Origin of the sequence: Pseudomonas sp. PDM21 (assembly GCF_014852505.2) — a bacterium.
Classification (GTDB): domain Bacteria; phylum Pseudomonadota; class Gammaproteobacteria; order Pseudomonadales; family Pseudomonadaceae; genus Pseudomonas.
On sequence record NZ_CM181223.1, the window covers coordinates 1,058,360 to 1,072,746 of the forward strand.

13 protein-coding genes are annotated in these 14,387 nt (G+C 66.6%); 4 read left to right on the plus strand and 9 right to left on the minus strand.

Annotation, left to right across the window (positions count from 1 at the left end; all coding sequences use genetic code 11):
- Window positions 1–58: 58 nt before the first annotated feature.
- From IB275_RS05130 to arnB, 8 genes are read right to left on the minus strand one after another with little or no spacing between them, the layout of a single operon-like run.
- On the minus strand, window positions 59–1,441 hold the full coding sequence (locus IB275_RS05130) for a UDP-glucose dehydrogenase family protein (protein ID WP_192290127.1): 1,383 nt from the start codon (window positions 1,439–1,441) through the stop codon (window positions 59–61).
- Between the two features lie 40 nt (window positions 1,442–1,481).
- The gene (gene arnF / locus IB275_RS05135) at window positions 1,482–1,847 is read right to left on the minus strand and encodes a 4-amino-4-deoxy-L-arabinose-phosphoundecaprenol flippase subunit ArnF (protein ID WP_494514435.1); all 366 of its coding nucleotides are present in this window, start codon (window positions 1,845–1,847) and stop codon (window positions 1,482–1,484) included.
- Window positions 1,848–1,906: 59 nt separating this feature from the next.
- Entirely contained in the window at window positions 1,907–2,251 is a 345-nt protein-coding gene (arnE, locus tag IB275_RS05140) for a 4-amino-4-deoxy-L-arabinose-phosphoundecaprenol flippase subunit ArnE (RefSeq protein ID WP_192290123.1), read from the minus strand.
- On the minus strand, window positions 2,248–3,894 hold the full coding sequence (gene arnT, locus IB275_RS05145; protein ID WP_192290121.1) for a lipid IV(A) 4-amino-4-deoxy-L-arabinosyltransferase: 1,647 nt from the start codon (window positions 3,892–3,894) through the stop codon (window positions 2,248–2,250). The genes arnE and arnT overlap by 4 nt, the downstream gene beginning before the upstream one ends.
- Window positions 3,891–4,775, minus strand: a complete 885-nt coding sequence (arnD, locus tag IB275_RS05150) for a 4-deoxy-4-formamido-L-arabinose-phosphoundecaprenol deformylase (RefSeq protein ID WP_192290119.1) — start codon at window positions 4,773–4,775, stop codon at window positions 3,891–3,893. The genes arnT and arnD overlap by 4 nt, the downstream gene beginning before the upstream one ends.
- A complete protein-coding gene (gene arnA / locus IB275_RS05155; protein ID WP_192290117.1) occupies window positions 4,775–6,793 on the minus strand; it encodes a bifunctional UDP-4-amino-4-deoxy-L-arabinose formyltransferase/UDP-glucuronic acid oxidase ArnA in 2,019 nt (672 codons plus the stop codon). Before arnA ends, arnD begins: the two co-directional genes overlap by 1 nt.
- A complete protein-coding gene (gene arnC / locus IB275_RS05160; RefSeq protein ID WP_192290115.1) occupies window positions 6,790–7,794 on the minus strand; it encodes an undecaprenyl-phosphate 4-deoxy-4-formamido-L-arabinose transferase in 1,005 nt (334 codons plus the stop codon). The genes arnA and arnC overlap by 4 nt, the downstream gene beginning before the upstream one ends.
- Before the next feature lie 7 nt (window positions 7,795–7,801).
- Window positions 7,802–8,941, minus strand: coding sequence for a UDP-4-amino-4-deoxy-L-arabinose aminotransferase (gene arnB / locus IB275_RS05165; RefSeq protein ID WP_192290113.1), 1,140 nt, complete (start codon window positions 8,939–8,941; stop codon window positions 7,802–7,804).
- 278 nt (window positions 8,942–9,219) lie between these two features.
- Between arnB and IB275_RS05170 the strand changes: the two genes are divergently transcribed.
- The 4 genes from IB275_RS05170 to IB275_RS05185 all read left to right on the plus strand — a co-directional run bounded on the left by IB275_RS05170 (window position 9,220) and on the right by IB275_RS05185 (window position 13,664).
- A complete protein-coding gene (locus IB275_RS05170) occupies window positions 9,220–11,259 on the plus strand; it encodes an aminotransferase class I/II-fold pyridoxal phosphate-dependent enzyme (RefSeq protein ID WP_192290111.1) in 2,040 nt (679 codons plus the stop codon).
- A 69-nt stretch (window positions 11,260–11,328) separates the two neighbouring features.
- Complete coding sequence (locus tag IB275_RS05175; RefSeq protein ID WP_138212225.1) at window positions 11,329–12,114, plus strand: transporter substrate-binding domain-containing protein; 786 nt, start codon at window positions 11,329–11,331, stop codon at window positions 12,112–12,114.
- 79 nt (window positions 12,115–12,193) lie between these two features.
- Window positions 12,194–12,904 carry an ABC transporter permease gene (locus IB275_RS05180; RefSeq protein WP_015475765.1) on the plus strand — a complete coding sequence of 237 codons (711 nt, stop codon included), beginning with the start codon at window positions 12,194–12,196 and terminating at the stop codon, window positions 12,902–12,904.
- A gap of 13 nt (window positions 12,905–12,917) precedes the next feature.
- Complete coding sequence (locus tag IB275_RS05185; RefSeq protein ID WP_192290109.1) at window positions 12,918–13,664, plus strand: ABC transporter permease; 747 nt, start codon at window positions 12,918–12,920, stop codon at window positions 13,662–13,664.
- 4 nt (window positions 13,665–13,668) lie between these two features.
- Here the strand turns inward: IB275_RS05185 and IB275_RS05190 are convergent, their stop codons facing one another.
- A complete protein-coding gene (locus tag IB275_RS05190) occupies window positions 13,669–14,292 on the minus strand; it encodes a TetR/AcrR family transcriptional regulator (RefSeq protein WP_192290108.1) in 624 nt (207 codons plus the stop codon).
- Window positions 14,293–14,387 lie beyond the last annotated feature (95 nt).

The following is a 14,387-nucleotide window of genomic DNA, read 5'->3' on the forward strand; positions in this document are numbered from 1 at the left end:
AGGAGCGGGCCATGCCCGCGCTTACGCGCATGGCGCTCCTGCCAGTTGGGTGTGGGGGTCAGGCGCTGCGTCGGTTTCGTTGCTCGACGGCCTGCGCCGGAACCGGCAGACGGTGCGAGTCGCCACGGCCCATGGGGAAGTACTCGAAGCCGTAACGTGCCACGCGCTCGGGATCGAACAGGTTGCGCCCGTCGAAGATCACCGGGGCTTTCAGGCGGCTGGCCAGCAGCTCGAAGTCCGGCGCCTTGAACTGTCGCCATTCGGTGCAGATCACCAGCGCGTCCGAGCCGCCCAGGGTGGCTTCCGGAGTGCCCATCAGGGTCAGGCGCTCATCGTGTCCGTAGAGTCGCTGCGCTTCGGGCATGGCTTCGGGGTCGAAGGCGCGGACCTTGGCGCCGGCCTCCCACAGGGCCTCCATCAGGGTGCGGCTGGGAGCGTCGCGCATGTCGTCGGTGTTGGGCTTGAACGACAGGCCCCAGAGCGCGAAGGTGCGTCCCTTGAGCTTGCCGCCGTAGTAGCTGCGGATGCGCTCGAACAGCTTGCTCTTCTGCCGCTGGTTAACCGCTTCCACGGCGCGCAGCAGGTCGCTGGAGCAGTGGGCTTCCTCGGCGCTCTGGATCAGGGCCTGGACGTCCTTGGGGAAGCACGAGCCGCCGTAGCCGCAGCCGGGGTAGATGAAGTGGTAGCCGATGCGCGGGTCGGCGCCCATGCCCTGGCGCACCGCCTCGATGTCGGCGCCCAGGTGTTCGGCCAGCTCGGCGATCTGGTTGATGAAGCTGATCTTGGTGGCGAGCATGCAGTTGGCGGCGTACTTGGTCAGTTCCGCACTGCGCAGGTTCATGGTCAGGATGCGGTCGTGGTTGCGGTTGAACGGCTCGTAGATTTCGCGCATCACGTCCAGCACCTCGGCACTTTCGCAGCCGATGACGATCCGGTCGGGTTTGCGGCAGTCGGCCAGCGCTGAGCCTTCCTTGAGGAACTCGGGGTTGGAGACGATCTCGAAGTCCAGGCTGCGGCTTTCTTCGGCGAGCACTTCCTGGATGCGGGCCTTGACCCGGTCGCCAGTGCCCACCGGTACGGTGGATTTCTCCACGATGATCACCGGCTGGGTGCGGTTGCGGGCGATGCCTTCGGCCACCGCCAGCACGGCGCGCAAATCGGCCGAGCCATCGGGCAACGGCGGTGTGCCCACGGCGATGAACTGCACCCGGCCATGGGCGGCGGCCTCGGCGACGTCGCTGGTGAAGCGCAGGCGTCCGGCTTCCAGGTTGTCCTTCACCAGCTCGGCGAGGCCCGGTTCGAAGATGCTGATCTGGCCGCGCTTGAGCTTGGCGATCTTGTCCTCGTCGATGTCCATGCACAGGACGTCATGGCCCACTTCGGCCATGACGGCAGCCTGCACCAGGCCCACATAACCGATTCCGAATACGCTGATTTTCATGTTGTGCTCTCCCGGATAGGAACTCGAAGCGGGATTGGGGTCAGTCGAACTGCGTGCGCTCGGAGCGAGCGTCGCTGGGTTTGATGACGGTTATTCTGTCATGACGGCGTGGCGAGTTGATCGCGATCACGCCAGCGATCACCAGGGCGACGCCCAGAGTGCGAGGCAGGCTCAGGGGTTCGCCGAGGCCTGGCAGCACGGCGGCGCCGAGGTAGACGAAGGCATAGCTCAGGCTCAGCAGCGAATAGGCGCGGCTCAGCGGCAGGTGCTTGAGGGCGAGCAGCCAGCAGAGCATCGACAGCGCGTAGGCCAGAACCGCGCCGGCCAGCGCCGACAGGGCGGCAAGGTCCAGTTGCGCGAGATCGAACGGCCAGTGCGAGGGCAGGCGCGTCATGCTCCAGCGCATGCCCAGCTGCGCGCCACTTACCAGCACCACGCTGCCCAGGGCGAAGGCGATGCCGCGCTTCACGAGTGCATCCCCAGCAGGGCGACGCCGCCAACGATCAGCGCGACGCCGAACCAGTGGCGCGCATCGATATGCTCGCCGAACTGACGGCTCGCCAGGAGCGTCACCAGCACGAAATTCAGACTCAGCATGGGGTAGGCGACGCCGACCTCCAGACGCTGCAGGACCAGCAGCCAGAGTAGCAGGCCGAATCCTAGGCAGGCGATGGCCAGCAAAAGCCAGGGCGAGAAAAGCTTCGCCGCCACGCTCAAGGGGGCATCGCGCCAGCTTTCCACGGCGTGCTTCTGCGCCAGCTGGCCCATGCAGGTGAGCAGGCAGACACCGGCCAGCAGCAGGGCGGTCATGGCGTGGCCTGCGGAATCAGCAAGACCACCAGATGGTTCTGCCGGTAGCTGATGGCGTCGCTGGGCAGCATGGCCAGTTCGGCTTCGTCGCTGGCGCTGTTGACCCGCATGATCACGCCGATGGGGCCTTCGGCGCGGGCGCGCTCGATCCAGGCGTGGATGTCTTCGGGGGCAATGCTGCGGCCCTGGCCTTCGGGATAGCCCAGGCCGAACTTCAGCTCGCCTTCGGTGTTGAACAGCGTGATGTCGCTGCGCTGGGTACGCCAGGCGAGGGCGGTGGCCGCGCCGAGGTCATTGCTCAGCAGGCTGCGCGCGCTCTTGAGCTGGTCCAGGTGCTCGGCGATGAACTGATCGGGCATCTTGCTGTTGACCATCTTGTTCGGCATCGCATTGGGTACCAGTGCCACCAGTAGCCAGGCCGCGAAGGCCGGCGCCGCCCAGTAGCGATTGGGCCGCATCAGCTGCAGCAGGCCGGTCAGCAGCCAGACGACGCAGACCAGGGCAACCATCAGCACGCTGGGCAGTTCGTCGTGGTACTGCGGGTGGCGGGCCTGCATGAACACCAGGCCGGCCAGCGCGCTGCTGCCCAGCAGCAGGTTGAGCGCGCCGTTGAGTTTCAGCGCGATCAGCCTGCGTTGCTGCAGTGCACGGCCGATGGCGTCGGCCATCAACAGGGCCAGCGGGGCGAAGCAGGGCATGATGTAGGTCGGCAGCTTGCCCTTGGCCAGGCTGAAGAACAGGAAGGGCATGACGAACCACAGCAGCAGGAATACCAGCCTGGAGTCACGCCAGCCCTGCAGGCCGTTGCGAAGCGCCGGAAAGATCAGCACCGCCCAGGGCAGTGCGCTGGCGAACAGCAATGGCACGAAGAACCAGATCGGCCGACCGTGCTGCGCGTCCGCGCCGGCGAAGCGGCGGATGTGCTCGTGCCAGAAGAAGAAGTCCCAGAAGTCCTGTTCACGGGCGTGGATCAGCAGCGCCCAGGGCGCGGCGACCAGTGCGGCGACCAGCACCGCCAGGGGCCCGTAGCGCAGCAGTTCGCTGAAGCGCTTCTGCAGCAGGGCATAGGGCAGGCCGACGAGCACCGGCAACAGGAAGGCGAGGAAGCCTTTGGTCATGAAGCCGAAGGCGCAGGCGGCGCCCAGCAGGCTCCAGGCGGCGAAGCGTCCGCGCGTGGTTCTGGCTTCGAAGGCGAACCACAGGGCGCCGAGGCTGAGGTTCACGCAGAAGGTGAACTGCGGGTCGAGGTTGGCGTAGCCGGCTTGGCCCGCGATCAGCCCGAAACTCAGGTAGAGCAGGCCCGCAGCCCAGGTGCGGCGAGGGTCGTTCCACAACCGGCGGGCGACCAGGATGACCAGCAGGGTGCTCAGTGCGGTGACCAGCGCCGAGCCGAAACGCACGCCGAACAGGTTCTGCCCGAACACGGCCTGGCTGACGGCGGTCAGCCAGTAGCCGCCAGTGGGCTTCTCGAAGTAGCGCAGGCCGAGCAGGTGCGGGGAAACCCAGTCGCCGGTCTGCAGCATGGACTGGCTGATCTGCGCGTTGCGCGACTCGTCGGGAATCCACAGCCCGTGGAAGGCCATCGGCAGCAGGATGCACAGTACGAAGGCGGCTAGCAGGGTCGGGTAGGCCAGGCGCTTCATGCGTGCTGCACCCCCAGCCAGCCTTCGCGGCCAGCCAGTTCGCCGCGCACGAGGCTGGCGACGGGCAGGGTGGTCGAGTCGTCCGGCAGCAGCCGGCCCAGCGGAACGAAGCGAATGCCGCCGGCCCGTGCCTGGGCCAGCAAGCGGCGGAAGTCGTGAGCCATGAGAATGCCCTCGACCTCGGCATGAATGGTGTACACGTTCAAGGCGTCTACGTCGAAGCGGGAAAGGATGTAGTCATTGAAGGCGGACGGCGCCACCTGCGGGCCGACGACTTCGTCGAAGGTCGGCATGTCCACCGGAATCTGCGGGGTGCCGGCGCGGCCGTCGGCCAGGCGCGGGCGGAACAGGGAGTTGCCCCGGCAATCGCTGTTGTAGCGAAAACCGAAGCGCTCCTTGGCTTCCACGGTGCGCTCGTCGGCGCGCCAGCCGGCCACCGCCGAGCACTCCACCGGGTTGCCGAGGATGTCGGCGAGGGTGTCCACGCCCCGGCGGATCTGCTGCTCCAGTTGCTGTGAGCTCCAGCGCCCGGCGTTGGCCTGCCAGCCGTGGTGGTCCCAGGCATGCAGGCCAACTTCGTGGCCGGCGTCCTGGGCGCGCCGCATCAGGTGGCCCAGGTCGCGGCCGATCGGCTTGCCCGGCCAGGCGGTGCCGGCCAGGAGGATGTCCCAGCCGTAGAGGCCGGCGGCGTTGGAGCGCAGCATCTTCCACAGGAACTGCGGACGGATCAGGCGCCACAGGTGCCGCCCCATGTTGTCGGGGCCGACGCTGAAGAAGAAGGTCGCCTTGACGTCGGCTTCCTCGAGCATGTCCAGCAACCGTGGCACGCCGTCACGGGTGCCACGGTAGGTGTCGACGTCGATGCGTAGTCCTGCCCGCATCAGGCGATGCTTTTCAGCGGAAAGGCGTGGGGAGCACCGCCGGTGCGCTCGGCGAGGGCTTCGCGGAGGAAGAAGTCCAGGGTCTTGCCGATGGTGGCCGACAGCTCCACGCTCGGCTGCCAGTCCAGCAGGCGACGGGCGTTCTCGATGCTCGGCTTGCGGTGCGACACGTCCTGGTAGCCGTCGCCGTAGAAGCTGCGGCTTTCCACTTCGCGGAAGCCGGCGAAGGGCGGGAACTGGTCGCGCAGCGGGTGGGCCTCGAACTGGCGCAGCAGCTCTTCGCCCAGCTGGCGGATGCTGGCTTCGTTGTCCGGGTTGCCGATGTTGACGATCTGCCCGTCGCAGCGGCCGCCTTCGTTGTCGATGATGCGCGCCAGCGCTTCGATGCCGTCGTCCACGTCGGTGAAGCAGCGCTTCTGCTCGCCGCCGTCGACCAGGCGGATCGGAGTACCTTCCACGAGGTGCAGGATCAGCTGGGTAATGGCGCGGGAGCTGCCGATTCGCGCGGAGTCCAGGCGGTCCAGGCGCGGGCCCATCCAGTTGAACGGACGGAATAGGCTGAACTTCAGGCCCTTCTGGCCGTAGGCCCAGATGACGCGGTCGAGCAGTTGCTTGGAGACCGAGTAGATCCAGCGCTGCTTGTTGATCGGGCCGACGATGAGGTTGGAGGTGTCCTCGTCGAAGTTGGCGTCGGTGCACATGCCGTACACCTCGGAGGTGGACGGGAAGATCACGCGCTTGTTGTATTTGACGCAGTAGCGGACCAGCTTGAGGTTTTCCTCGAAGTCCAGTTCGAACACGCGCAGCGGGTTGCGGGTGTATTCGATCGGTGTGGCGATGGCCACCAGCGGCAGGACCACGTCGCACTTCTTGATGTGGTACTCGATCCACTCGGTGTGGATGCTGATGTCGCCTTCGACGAAGTGGAAGTCCGGGTTGCCCTTCAGGCGCTCGATGGCATCGGAGCCGATGTCCAGGCCGTAGACCTCGTAGTTGCCGTCGCGCAGCAGGCGTTCGGAGAGGTGGTTGCCGATGAAGCCGTTGACGCCGAGGATCAGCACGCGGGTCTTGCGCTTGGGCTTTCCGACCGCGCCGTGCAGGCGCGAGCCGTCCACCAGGCCCATCTCGCGGGCCAGTTGCGGGCCGGCGAGGAACAGGCCGCTGTCATTCTGCTGGCCGGAGAGGATTTCCAGCGAGTCTTCGCCGCAGGCGATGCGCAGGGGATCGACCGAGAGCACCGAGCCGGGCGCCATACCGTTGTTGCCGGCTGCAACGCGCGAGCTCCAGACGATCAGCTTGCGATCGCCCACCGGGGCGAAGGCGCCGGGGTAGGGCTGGGTGACGGCGCGGACCAGGTTGTGCAATTCGCGGGCCGGGCGTTTCCAGTCGAGCTGGCCGTCCGCCGGAGTGCGGCGACCGAAGTAGCTGGCGCGGGATTCGTCCTGGGCGACCTCCTGCAGCTCACCGCGCGCCAGGCGCGGCAGGGCGGAGGCGAGCAGCTCGCGGGTGGCTTCGCGCAACTTGCCGTGCAGCACCAGGGCGGTGTCGTCGGCGCCGATGGCGATGCGCTGCTGGGCGAGGATGCCGCCGGCATCGGCGCGCTTGACCATGCGGTGCAGGGTCACGCCGGTCTCGGTCTCGCCGTTGACCAGCACCCAGTTGGCTGGGGCGCGGCCACGGTAGCGCGGCAGCAGCGAGCCATGCAGGTTGTAGGCGCCCCTGGCGGCGCAGGCCAGCAACTCTTCGCTGAGCAGGTGGCGGTAATAGAAGGAGAAGATGTACTGCGGCTGCAGCTCGCGGATGCGGGCGACCCACAGCGGGTGGTTGACGTCTTCCGGGGCGTGCACGGGGATGCCCAGGCGAGCGCAAAGCTGCGCTACGGAGCCATAGAAGCGGTTCTCCTTGGGATCGTCGGCGTGGGTGAAGACGGCGTCGATCTGGTAACCGGAGGCGAGCAGCGCTTCGATGCCGGCGCAGCCGAAGTCGTGGTAGGCGAAGACGATGGTCTGCTGGGTCATGGCTGGATGGACTCGAAAGAAGGGGAAGAAGTGGTGATCGGGGCGCGCGGCGTCTCGGTGCGGACGATGCGCTCGATGAAGAAGCGGGGGCGGGCGCGCACGTCGTTGTACATGCGCCCCAGGTACTCGCCGAGCAGGCCCATGCCGACCAGCTGCACGCCGGTGAACATGAACAGCACGGCGAACAGCACGAACACCCCGTGGCCGGCCCAGGCGGCGCCGAACAGCAGGCGCAGCACCAGCAGCATCAGGGCGAAGGCGAAGCCGGCCACCGCCATGCCGCCGCCGACGAAGGACAGCAGGCGCAGCGGCGAGGTGGTCATGCAGGTGACCAGGTCGAACATCAGGTTGATCAGGCGCAGGAAGTCGTACTTCGACTCGCCGTGCTCGCGCTCGGCGTGGGCGACGAGGATCTCGCTGGTGTGGCGGGCAAAGCTGTTGGCCAGGATCGGGATGAAGGTGCTGCGCTCGCGGCAGGCGAGCATCGCCTTGACGATGCTCGAGCGATAAGCGCGCAGCATGCAGCCGTAGTCGTTCATCGCCACGCCGGTGGAGCGCTGCACGGCGAGGTTGATCACCTTCGACGGCCAGCGGCGCAGGGCGGAGTCCTGGCGTTGCTGGCGGACGCTGCCGACCACGTCATAGCCCTTGGCGGCTTCGGCCACCAGGCGCGGGATTTCTTCCGGCGGGTTCTGCAGGTCGGCGTCGAGGGTGATCACCAGGTCGCCCTGGCACTGCTCGAAACCGGCCATGATCGCGGCGTGCTGGCCGTAGTTGCGGTTGAGGATCACCGCCACCACATGGCTGCCCGGCGCCTGCGCGGCTTCCTGCAGCAGGTCGGCGGAGCTGTCGCGGCTGCCGTCGTCGATCAGCACGATCTCGTAGTCGCGGCCCAGCTGTTCGCAGGCGGCGGTGGTCCGGCGCAGCAGCTCGGGCAGGCTGGCCTCTTCGTTGTACACCGGGATGACGATGGACACGCGATGGATCGGATAGGGTTTCACGGTGGCGTTACCGAAGCAGGGTTTCGATGGCGTCGACCACACGGTCCTGGTCGGCCTGGGTCATGTCGGGGAACAGCGGGATGGAGACGATCCGCGAGGAGTTCCACTCGGTGTTGGGCAGTTGCACGCGCGGGTAGCGCTGGCGGTAGTAGCTGTGCAGGTGGCTGCCGATGAAGTGGATGCCGCTGCCGATGCCGCGCTGCTGCAGGCCCTGCATGAAGGCGTCGCGATCGATGCCGCAGCGCTCCTGGTCGATGCGCAGGACATACAGGTGCCAGGCGTGATGCTGCGGGTATTCCGGCACCGCCAGCGGTTGCACGGGCAGGTGCGCCAGGCGCTCGGCGTAGCCGGCGGCCAGTTCGGCGCGGCGGGCGTTGATCGCTTCGAGCTTGGGCAGCTGGACCAGGGCAATGGCGGCGTTGATGTCGGTGAGGTTGTACTTGAAGCCCGGCTCCACCACCTGCGCCTGCGGCTTGCGGCCGTGGGTCAGGCGGTCGTAGGCGTCGACGCCCAGGCCGTGGAACTTCAGGGTGCGTACGCGGTTGGCCAGGACCTCGTCATCGGTGACGAACATGGCGCCCTCGGCGCAGGTGAGGTTCTTGATCGCGTGGAAGGAGAAGATCGCGGTGCCGCGCTGGCCTATCGCGCGGCCACGGTAGGAGGTGCCGGCGGCGTGGGCGGCGTCCTCGATCACGGGGATGCCGTGGCGCAGGGCGAGCTCGTCGATCGGGTCCATGTCGCAGGCGGCGCCGGCGTAGTGCACCGGGATGATGGCGCGGGTACGCGGAGTGATCGCGGCCTCGATGCGGGCGGCGTCGGTCATCAGAGTGTCACGGTCGACATCGACGAACACCGGGGTGGCGCCCAGCAGGCTGATCATGTTGACGGTGGAGACCCAGGTCTGCGACGGGGTAATCACCTCGTCACCCGGGCCGATGCCCAGGGCCAGCAGCGCCAGGTGCATGCCTCCGGTGGCGGAGGACAGCGCCACGGCGTGGCGGCAGCCGATCGACTGGGCAAAGCGTTGCTCCAGTTCGGCGTTCTTCGGCCCGGTGGTGATCCAGCCCGAGCGCAGCACTTCATTGACTGCCTGGATCTCCTCCTCGCCGATGCTGGGGCGGGAGAAGGGGAGGAAGGGCATTTCCATGTGGTGTTCCAAAGGCCGTCACGGCTCTGTCAGGGGGTGAGAGAACGCTACGGGGGAGTTCGTTAAGAAGCCGTTAAGTGGATGTCGTGATTCCGTTCGTCGGTCGAATTGCGACGTGTCGCACCTGAAGGTGAAGAGTCAGTTGAGTGAACGGTCTGAAAACGACATAGCTGATGTCGGAAAACGCTGTTGAACACTCGTTCATCCTTGGCTATGGTGGCCCAACGCTCCTGCGGACCCTTCTGCAGGACATTCCGTCATTCGGATGAGGCCCTTGCATGCGTTATTCGTCGCTTGTGGACAGGATGGTCGGACCCGGCGTCGCCGCCTGGGACATTCACTACGCCGCCATCGCCGCCCAGCGAGCCGGCCGCGACGTGATAGTGCTCAGCGTCGGCGACCCCGATTTCGCAACTCCGGACTTCATCACCGATGCCGCCGTTTCCGCGTTGCGCGACGGCGACACCCATTACAGTGACGTGGCCGGCAAGCCTGCACTGCGCCAGGCGATCGCGGCACTGCATGAGCGGCGTTTCGGCCAAAAGGCAGGGCCCGAGAACGTCATCGTCGTCGCCGGTGCTCAGAACGGCCTGTTTGCCGCCGCGATGTGCCTGCTGGAGAAGGGCGACGAGGTCATCACCTTCGACCCGGTCTACGTCACCTACGAAGCCACGCTGAAAGCCACCGGCGCGGTGCTGGTCGGGGTACCGACCCGTCCTGAAAACGGCTTCCGCCCGCTGGCCACCGATATCGCCACAGCGATCACCCCGCGCACGAAGGCGATCTTCCTCGCCAATCCGAGCAACCCTACCGGTGTCGTGCTGGACCGCGACGAGCTGTTGGCCATTGCCGCGCTGGCGGAGGCCCACGACCTCTGGGTGGTGGTGGACGAGGTGTACGAGGGCCTGACCTTCGAGCGCGAACACCAGAGCTTCGCTGCCCTGCCGGGCATGGCCGAGCGCACCCTGAGCATCGGCAGCCTGTCGAAATCCCACGCCATGACCGGCTGGCGCGCCGGCTGGATAGTCGCCAACCCGACGCTGGTCGGGCACCTGGAAAACCTCGCGCTGAACATGTTCTACGGCCTGCCGGGCTTCGTGCAGGAAGCCGCCCTTGCGGCGGTGGAGCGTCACGACGAGGTTGTCACGACAATGCGCGAGATCTACTGCCGCCGCCGCGACCTGGTGGTCGCCGCGCTGAGCGATTGCCCTCGGGTGAAGGTGCTGTCGCCCGAGGCCGGCATGTTCGTCATGGTCGACGTGCGCGACACCGGCCTCAGCTCGCTGGATTTCTCCTGGCAGCTGTTCCACGCCACTGGCGTCTCGGTGCTTGACGCAGCGGCCTTCGGCCCGCAGGCGATGGGCTTCGTGCGGCTGTCCTTCGGGTTGAGCGACGAGAGCATGGCGGAGGCCTGTGCGCGGATCATTCGCTTTGTCGAATCCCTTCCGGCGAAGGCCAATTCCGTAGGAACGGACTCCGTCCGTGATGTGCCGCGTGGCGAAGCGGGTCGCGGGCATGACTCGCTCCTACAAGGGCCGCAAGCGCAGTCCAGGCCGGTGATCGAAGTGCGCGATATCCACAAGCGCTTCGGCGACTTCGAGGTGCTCAAGGGCGTGTCGCTGTCGGCGCGCGAGGGTGAGGTGATCTCGCTGATTGGCGCCAGCGGCTCGGGCAAGAGCACCTTGCTGCGCTGTATCAACATGCTGGAAATTCCCAACCAGGGCTCGGTCACCGTCAACGGCGAGACCATCGGCCTGACCCAGAACCGCCACGGCGAGCCGATGGTGGCCGACCAGAAGCAGCTCACCCGCATCCGCTCGCAGCTGGGCATGGTGTTCCAGAGCTTCAACCTGTGGCCGCACCGCACCGTGCTTGAGAACCTGATCGAGGCGCCGACCTTCGTCCTCCACGAGAGCAAGGCCGAGGCCCGCCAACGTGCCGAGGCGCTGCTGGAGCGCGTCGGCCTGGCCGAGAAGCGCCACGAGTACCCAGCCTTCCTTTCCGGTGGTCAGCAGCAGCGCGTGGCCATTGCCCGCGCGCTGGCCGTGCGGCCGAAAGTGATGCTGTTCGACGAGCCGACCTCGGCGCTGGACCCGGAGCTCGTGGGTGAAGTGCTGAAGGTGATCCGCTCGCTGGCGGAGGAGGGGCGGACCATGATCCTGGTCACCCATGAGATGGCTTTCGCCCGTGACGTATCCAGCCACGTGGCTTTCCTCCACAAGGGTCTGATCGAGGAAGAAGGCACCGCCGAGGAGGTCTTCTCGCGGCCGCGCAGCGAGCGCTGCCGGCAGTTTGTCAACGCGCACCAGAATCGCTGACCGATGCCGCGCTGTCGGCGCATCGATGAGCGTGACCCAACACTAAGTAAAACAATGCAGGGGATCACGATGAACAAGAAAGGTCTGTGCAATCTGATGGTGGGTGCGGCGATGCTGGTGGCCGGCGTGGCAAGCGCTCAGGCCGAGACGATCCGCTTCGCCCTGGCCGCCGAACCCTATCCGCCGTTCTCGCAGAAGCAGCCCGATGGCAGCTGGGTCGGCTTCGAGCCGGATCTGATCCACAAGGTCTGCGCCGAGATGAAGGCGACCTGCGAGATCGACGAGGTGGCCTGGGACGGCATCATCCCGGCGCTGCTGGCGAAGAAGATCGACGTGATCTTCAACTCCCTGTCGATCACCGATGAGCGCGAGAAGCAGATCGCCTTCAGCCGTCCCTACTACGACACCCCGGTGGCCGTCGCCGCGCCGCAGGCGGTGGACGTGCAGATCAGCCCCGAGGGCCTGAAGGGCAAGACCATCGGCGTGCAGATCTCCACCGTCAGCTCCAACTACCTCAAGCAGTACTACGAGAAGATCGCCGACGTGCGCTACTACGACACCCAGGACTCGGTGAACGCCGACCTGGTAGCCGGGCGCATCGACCTGATGATGGCCGACGGCATCGCTGTGGCGTCCTTCGTCAAGTCGCCGGATGCCCAGGCGGCCGGCATCGTCAACAAGGGTGAAGTGAAGTACGACCCGCTGTTCGGCCGCGGCGTCGGTGCCGGCATGCGCAAGGGCGATACCGAGCTGAAAGCGAAGATGGACGAGGCCATCGGCAAGCTGCTCGCCAGCGATGACTACAAGGCGCTGTCGGACAAGTACTTCGGCATGAGCGTCGCGCCCAAGCAGTGATTCTGGCGTGAGCCGTCCCCGTGCCCGCTGCGGGCACGGGGACGGGGACGACCCTGAGCCTCCCACCCTGGAGACGGCCATGCAAAGCATCTTCGACCTGATCGGCTTCGGCCCAACCGGCTGGGGCCCGGCCCTGCTCAAGGGGCTGCTGGTCACCCTGCAGATTTCAGTCGGCGCCTTCCTCGTCGGCCTGCTGATCGGCCTGGCCGCGGCGAGCGCCAAGATCGGCGGACCGCGCCCTCTGGCGATGCTCGCGCGCGGCTATACCACGCTGTGCCGGGCGGTGCCGGAGCTGCTGCTGATCCTGCTGCTGTTCTACGTCGGCTCCATGGGCCTGAACCAGTTCTTCGAGTGGCTCGGCTACGGCCAGGTGAAGCTCAACGGCATGATGGTGGCCATCGTCGTGCTCGGCCTGGTGCAGGGCGCCTACGCCTCGGAGATCTTCCGTGGCGCCATCCAGTCGATTCCCTATGGCCAGATCGAAGCGGCGCGCGCCTACGGCATGCACGGCTTCGGCCTGTTCCGCCGGGTGACCCTGCCGATGATGGCGCCCAACGCGCTGGCCGGCATGGCCAACCTGTGGGTCAACCTGATCAAGGACAGCGCGCTGATCAGTGTGGTGGGTACCAACGAATTGCTCTACACCGCCAAGCAGGCCGCCGGTTCGACCCGTCACTACCTGACCTTCTACCTCACCGCGGCGGCGCTGTATTACGTGCTCACCGTGCTTTCCAACCTGTTCGCGGGCTACCTGGAGCGGCGCTTCCGCCGCTGGATTCCGGCGGTCTGAACGAGGCGCGGCGATGAACGAACACTGGCTATTCGTCTACGGGGCCCTGCTGCTCAAGGGCCTGGGCACCACCCTGGTGATCCTGCTGATTTCCGCCACGCTGGGCTTCGTGCTGGCGCTGGGCGTGGCGCTGGCGCGGATGTCGCGCAACTTCCTGGTCTCGCGCCTGGCGCTGGCGTACACCAGCGTGATTCGCGGTACCCCGCTGCTGGTGCAGATCTACATCTTCTACTACGGCCTGGGCAGTCTGTTCGCGCAGTTCCCGCTGATCCGCGGCAGCTTTCTCTGGCCGTACCTGCGCGACGGCTTCTGGTACATCGTGATCGCGCTGATCCTCTCGGTCGGGGCCTACGTCGGCGAGGTGGTTCGTGGCGGCCTGAAGGCCGTGCCGCGTGGCGAGCTGGAGGCCGCTTCGGCGTTCGGCATGAACCGCACGCTGGTGCTCTACCGCGTGTGGTTGCCGCGGGCGATTCGCCTGCTGCTGCCGACGCTGGCGGGGGAAAGTGTGATGCTGCTCAAGTCCACCGCGCTGGCTTCCACCATCGCCGTGGTCGACCTTCTCGGCGCCGCCAACGTGGTGCGTGCGCAGACCTTCCAGATCTATGAGCCGCTGCTGCTGGTGGCGGCGATCTATGTCTGCCTGACCTTCATCATCGAAGCGCTGTTTGCCGTGCTGGAGCGCGCCACGCCGGTTCGCCGCGAGCAGAAGACGACGCAGCGTTCATGGCTGGGCAAGCGCCGTGCAAGGACGGCAGTTTGAGTGATTACGCGTAGGCACCTCGGCGGAGTCCCTCTACCCAGCAACGGCTGAGTTCGAGACCGTCGGCGGCGGTGAAGGTCGAGGGGTTCAGGCACCACTCCAGCCACAGTCCGTCGAGCATGGCGGAGAGACCGATGGCGGCAAGTCGCGGGCGCGCCACGCTGAAACCCTCGGCGCTGGCGAGTTCGCTGATGAGCTTTTCGAGGATCGCGAGGTAGCTGTGGTAGCCGCGCTCGTGCGCCTCGTTCACCGGCGGCGAGTGACGGATCAGACTCCAGAACACTACCCAGGGGCTGAGCAGGTCGGGGTCGAGCACCTGGGGTGAGAAGGAGCCGGTGAGGAAGGCTTCCATGCGCACGGCCGGGTCGTGGCCGGCCGCGTCGACCTGCCGGTAGAGCGCCTGGGTCACCTCGCTGGCGAGGGTTTCGTAGGCCTGGGCGACCAGCGCGTCGATGCTGCCGAAGTGGTGGTTGACCAGACCCACGGCAACGCCGGCTTCCTTGGCGATGCGACGCACCGAGATGCCCGCATGGCCATCGGCGACCAGGCACTTGAGGCAGGCGCGCACGAGATGGTCGCGGCGTTCCTCGGGTGTGGCGCGCTGGGCTTTCTGGCGGGGGATATCCAAGGGCGGGCGTCCTGTGTTGCGTGGTGCCGGCAAGCGGCGAACGGTTTCGATACTAGGAGGCGACGAGGAAGATTTCCACGGGCCTTTTGGATAGA

Excerpts from the sequence above, each read along its gene's own strand:
- arnA (WP_192290117.1), bottom strand. The coding sequence starts at position 6,793 with ATGACCCAGCAGACCATCGTCTTCGCCTACCACGACTTCGGCTGCGCC.
- IB275_RS05130 (WP_192290127.1), bottom strand. The coding sequence starts at position 1,441 with ATGAAAATCAGCGTATTCGGAATCGGTTATGTGGGCCTGGTGCAGGCT.
- arnD (WP_192290119.1), bottom strand. The coding sequence starts at position 4,775 with ATGCGGGCAGGACTACGCATCGACGTCGACACCTACCGTGGCACCCGT.
- arnF (WP_494514435.1), bottom strand. The coding sequence starts at position 1,847 with ATGCGCTGGAGCATGACGCGCCTGCCCTCGCACTGGCCGTTCGATCTC.
- arnB (WP_192290113.1), bottom strand. The coding sequence starts at position 8,941 with ATGGAAATGCCCTTCCTCCCCTTCTCCCGCCCCAGCATCGGCGAGGAG.
- IB275_RS05175 (WP_138212225.1), top strand. The coding sequence starts at position 11,329 with ATGAACAAGAAAGGTCTGTGCAATCTGATGGTGGGTGCGGCGATGCTG.
- arnT (WP_192290121.1), bottom strand. The coding sequence starts at position 3,894 with ATGAAGCGCCTGGCCTACCCGACCCTGCTAGCCGCCTTCGTACTGTGC.
- IB275_RS05185 (WP_192290109.1), top strand. The coding sequence starts at position 12,918 with ATGAACGAACACTGGCTATTCGTCTACGGGGCCCTGCTGCTCAAGGGC.
- arnE (WP_192290123.1), bottom strand. The coding sequence starts at position 2,251 with ATGACCGCCCTGCTGCTGGCCGGTGTCTGCCTGCTCACCTGCATGGGC.
- IB275_RS05180 (WP_015475765.1), top strand. The coding sequence starts at position 12,194 with ATGCAAAGCATCTTCGACCTGATCGGCTTCGGCCCAACCGGCTGGGGC.
- IB275_RS05170 (WP_192290111.1), top strand. The coding sequence starts at position 9,220 with ATGCGTTATTCGTCGCTTGTGGACAGGATGGTCGGACCCGGCGTCGCC.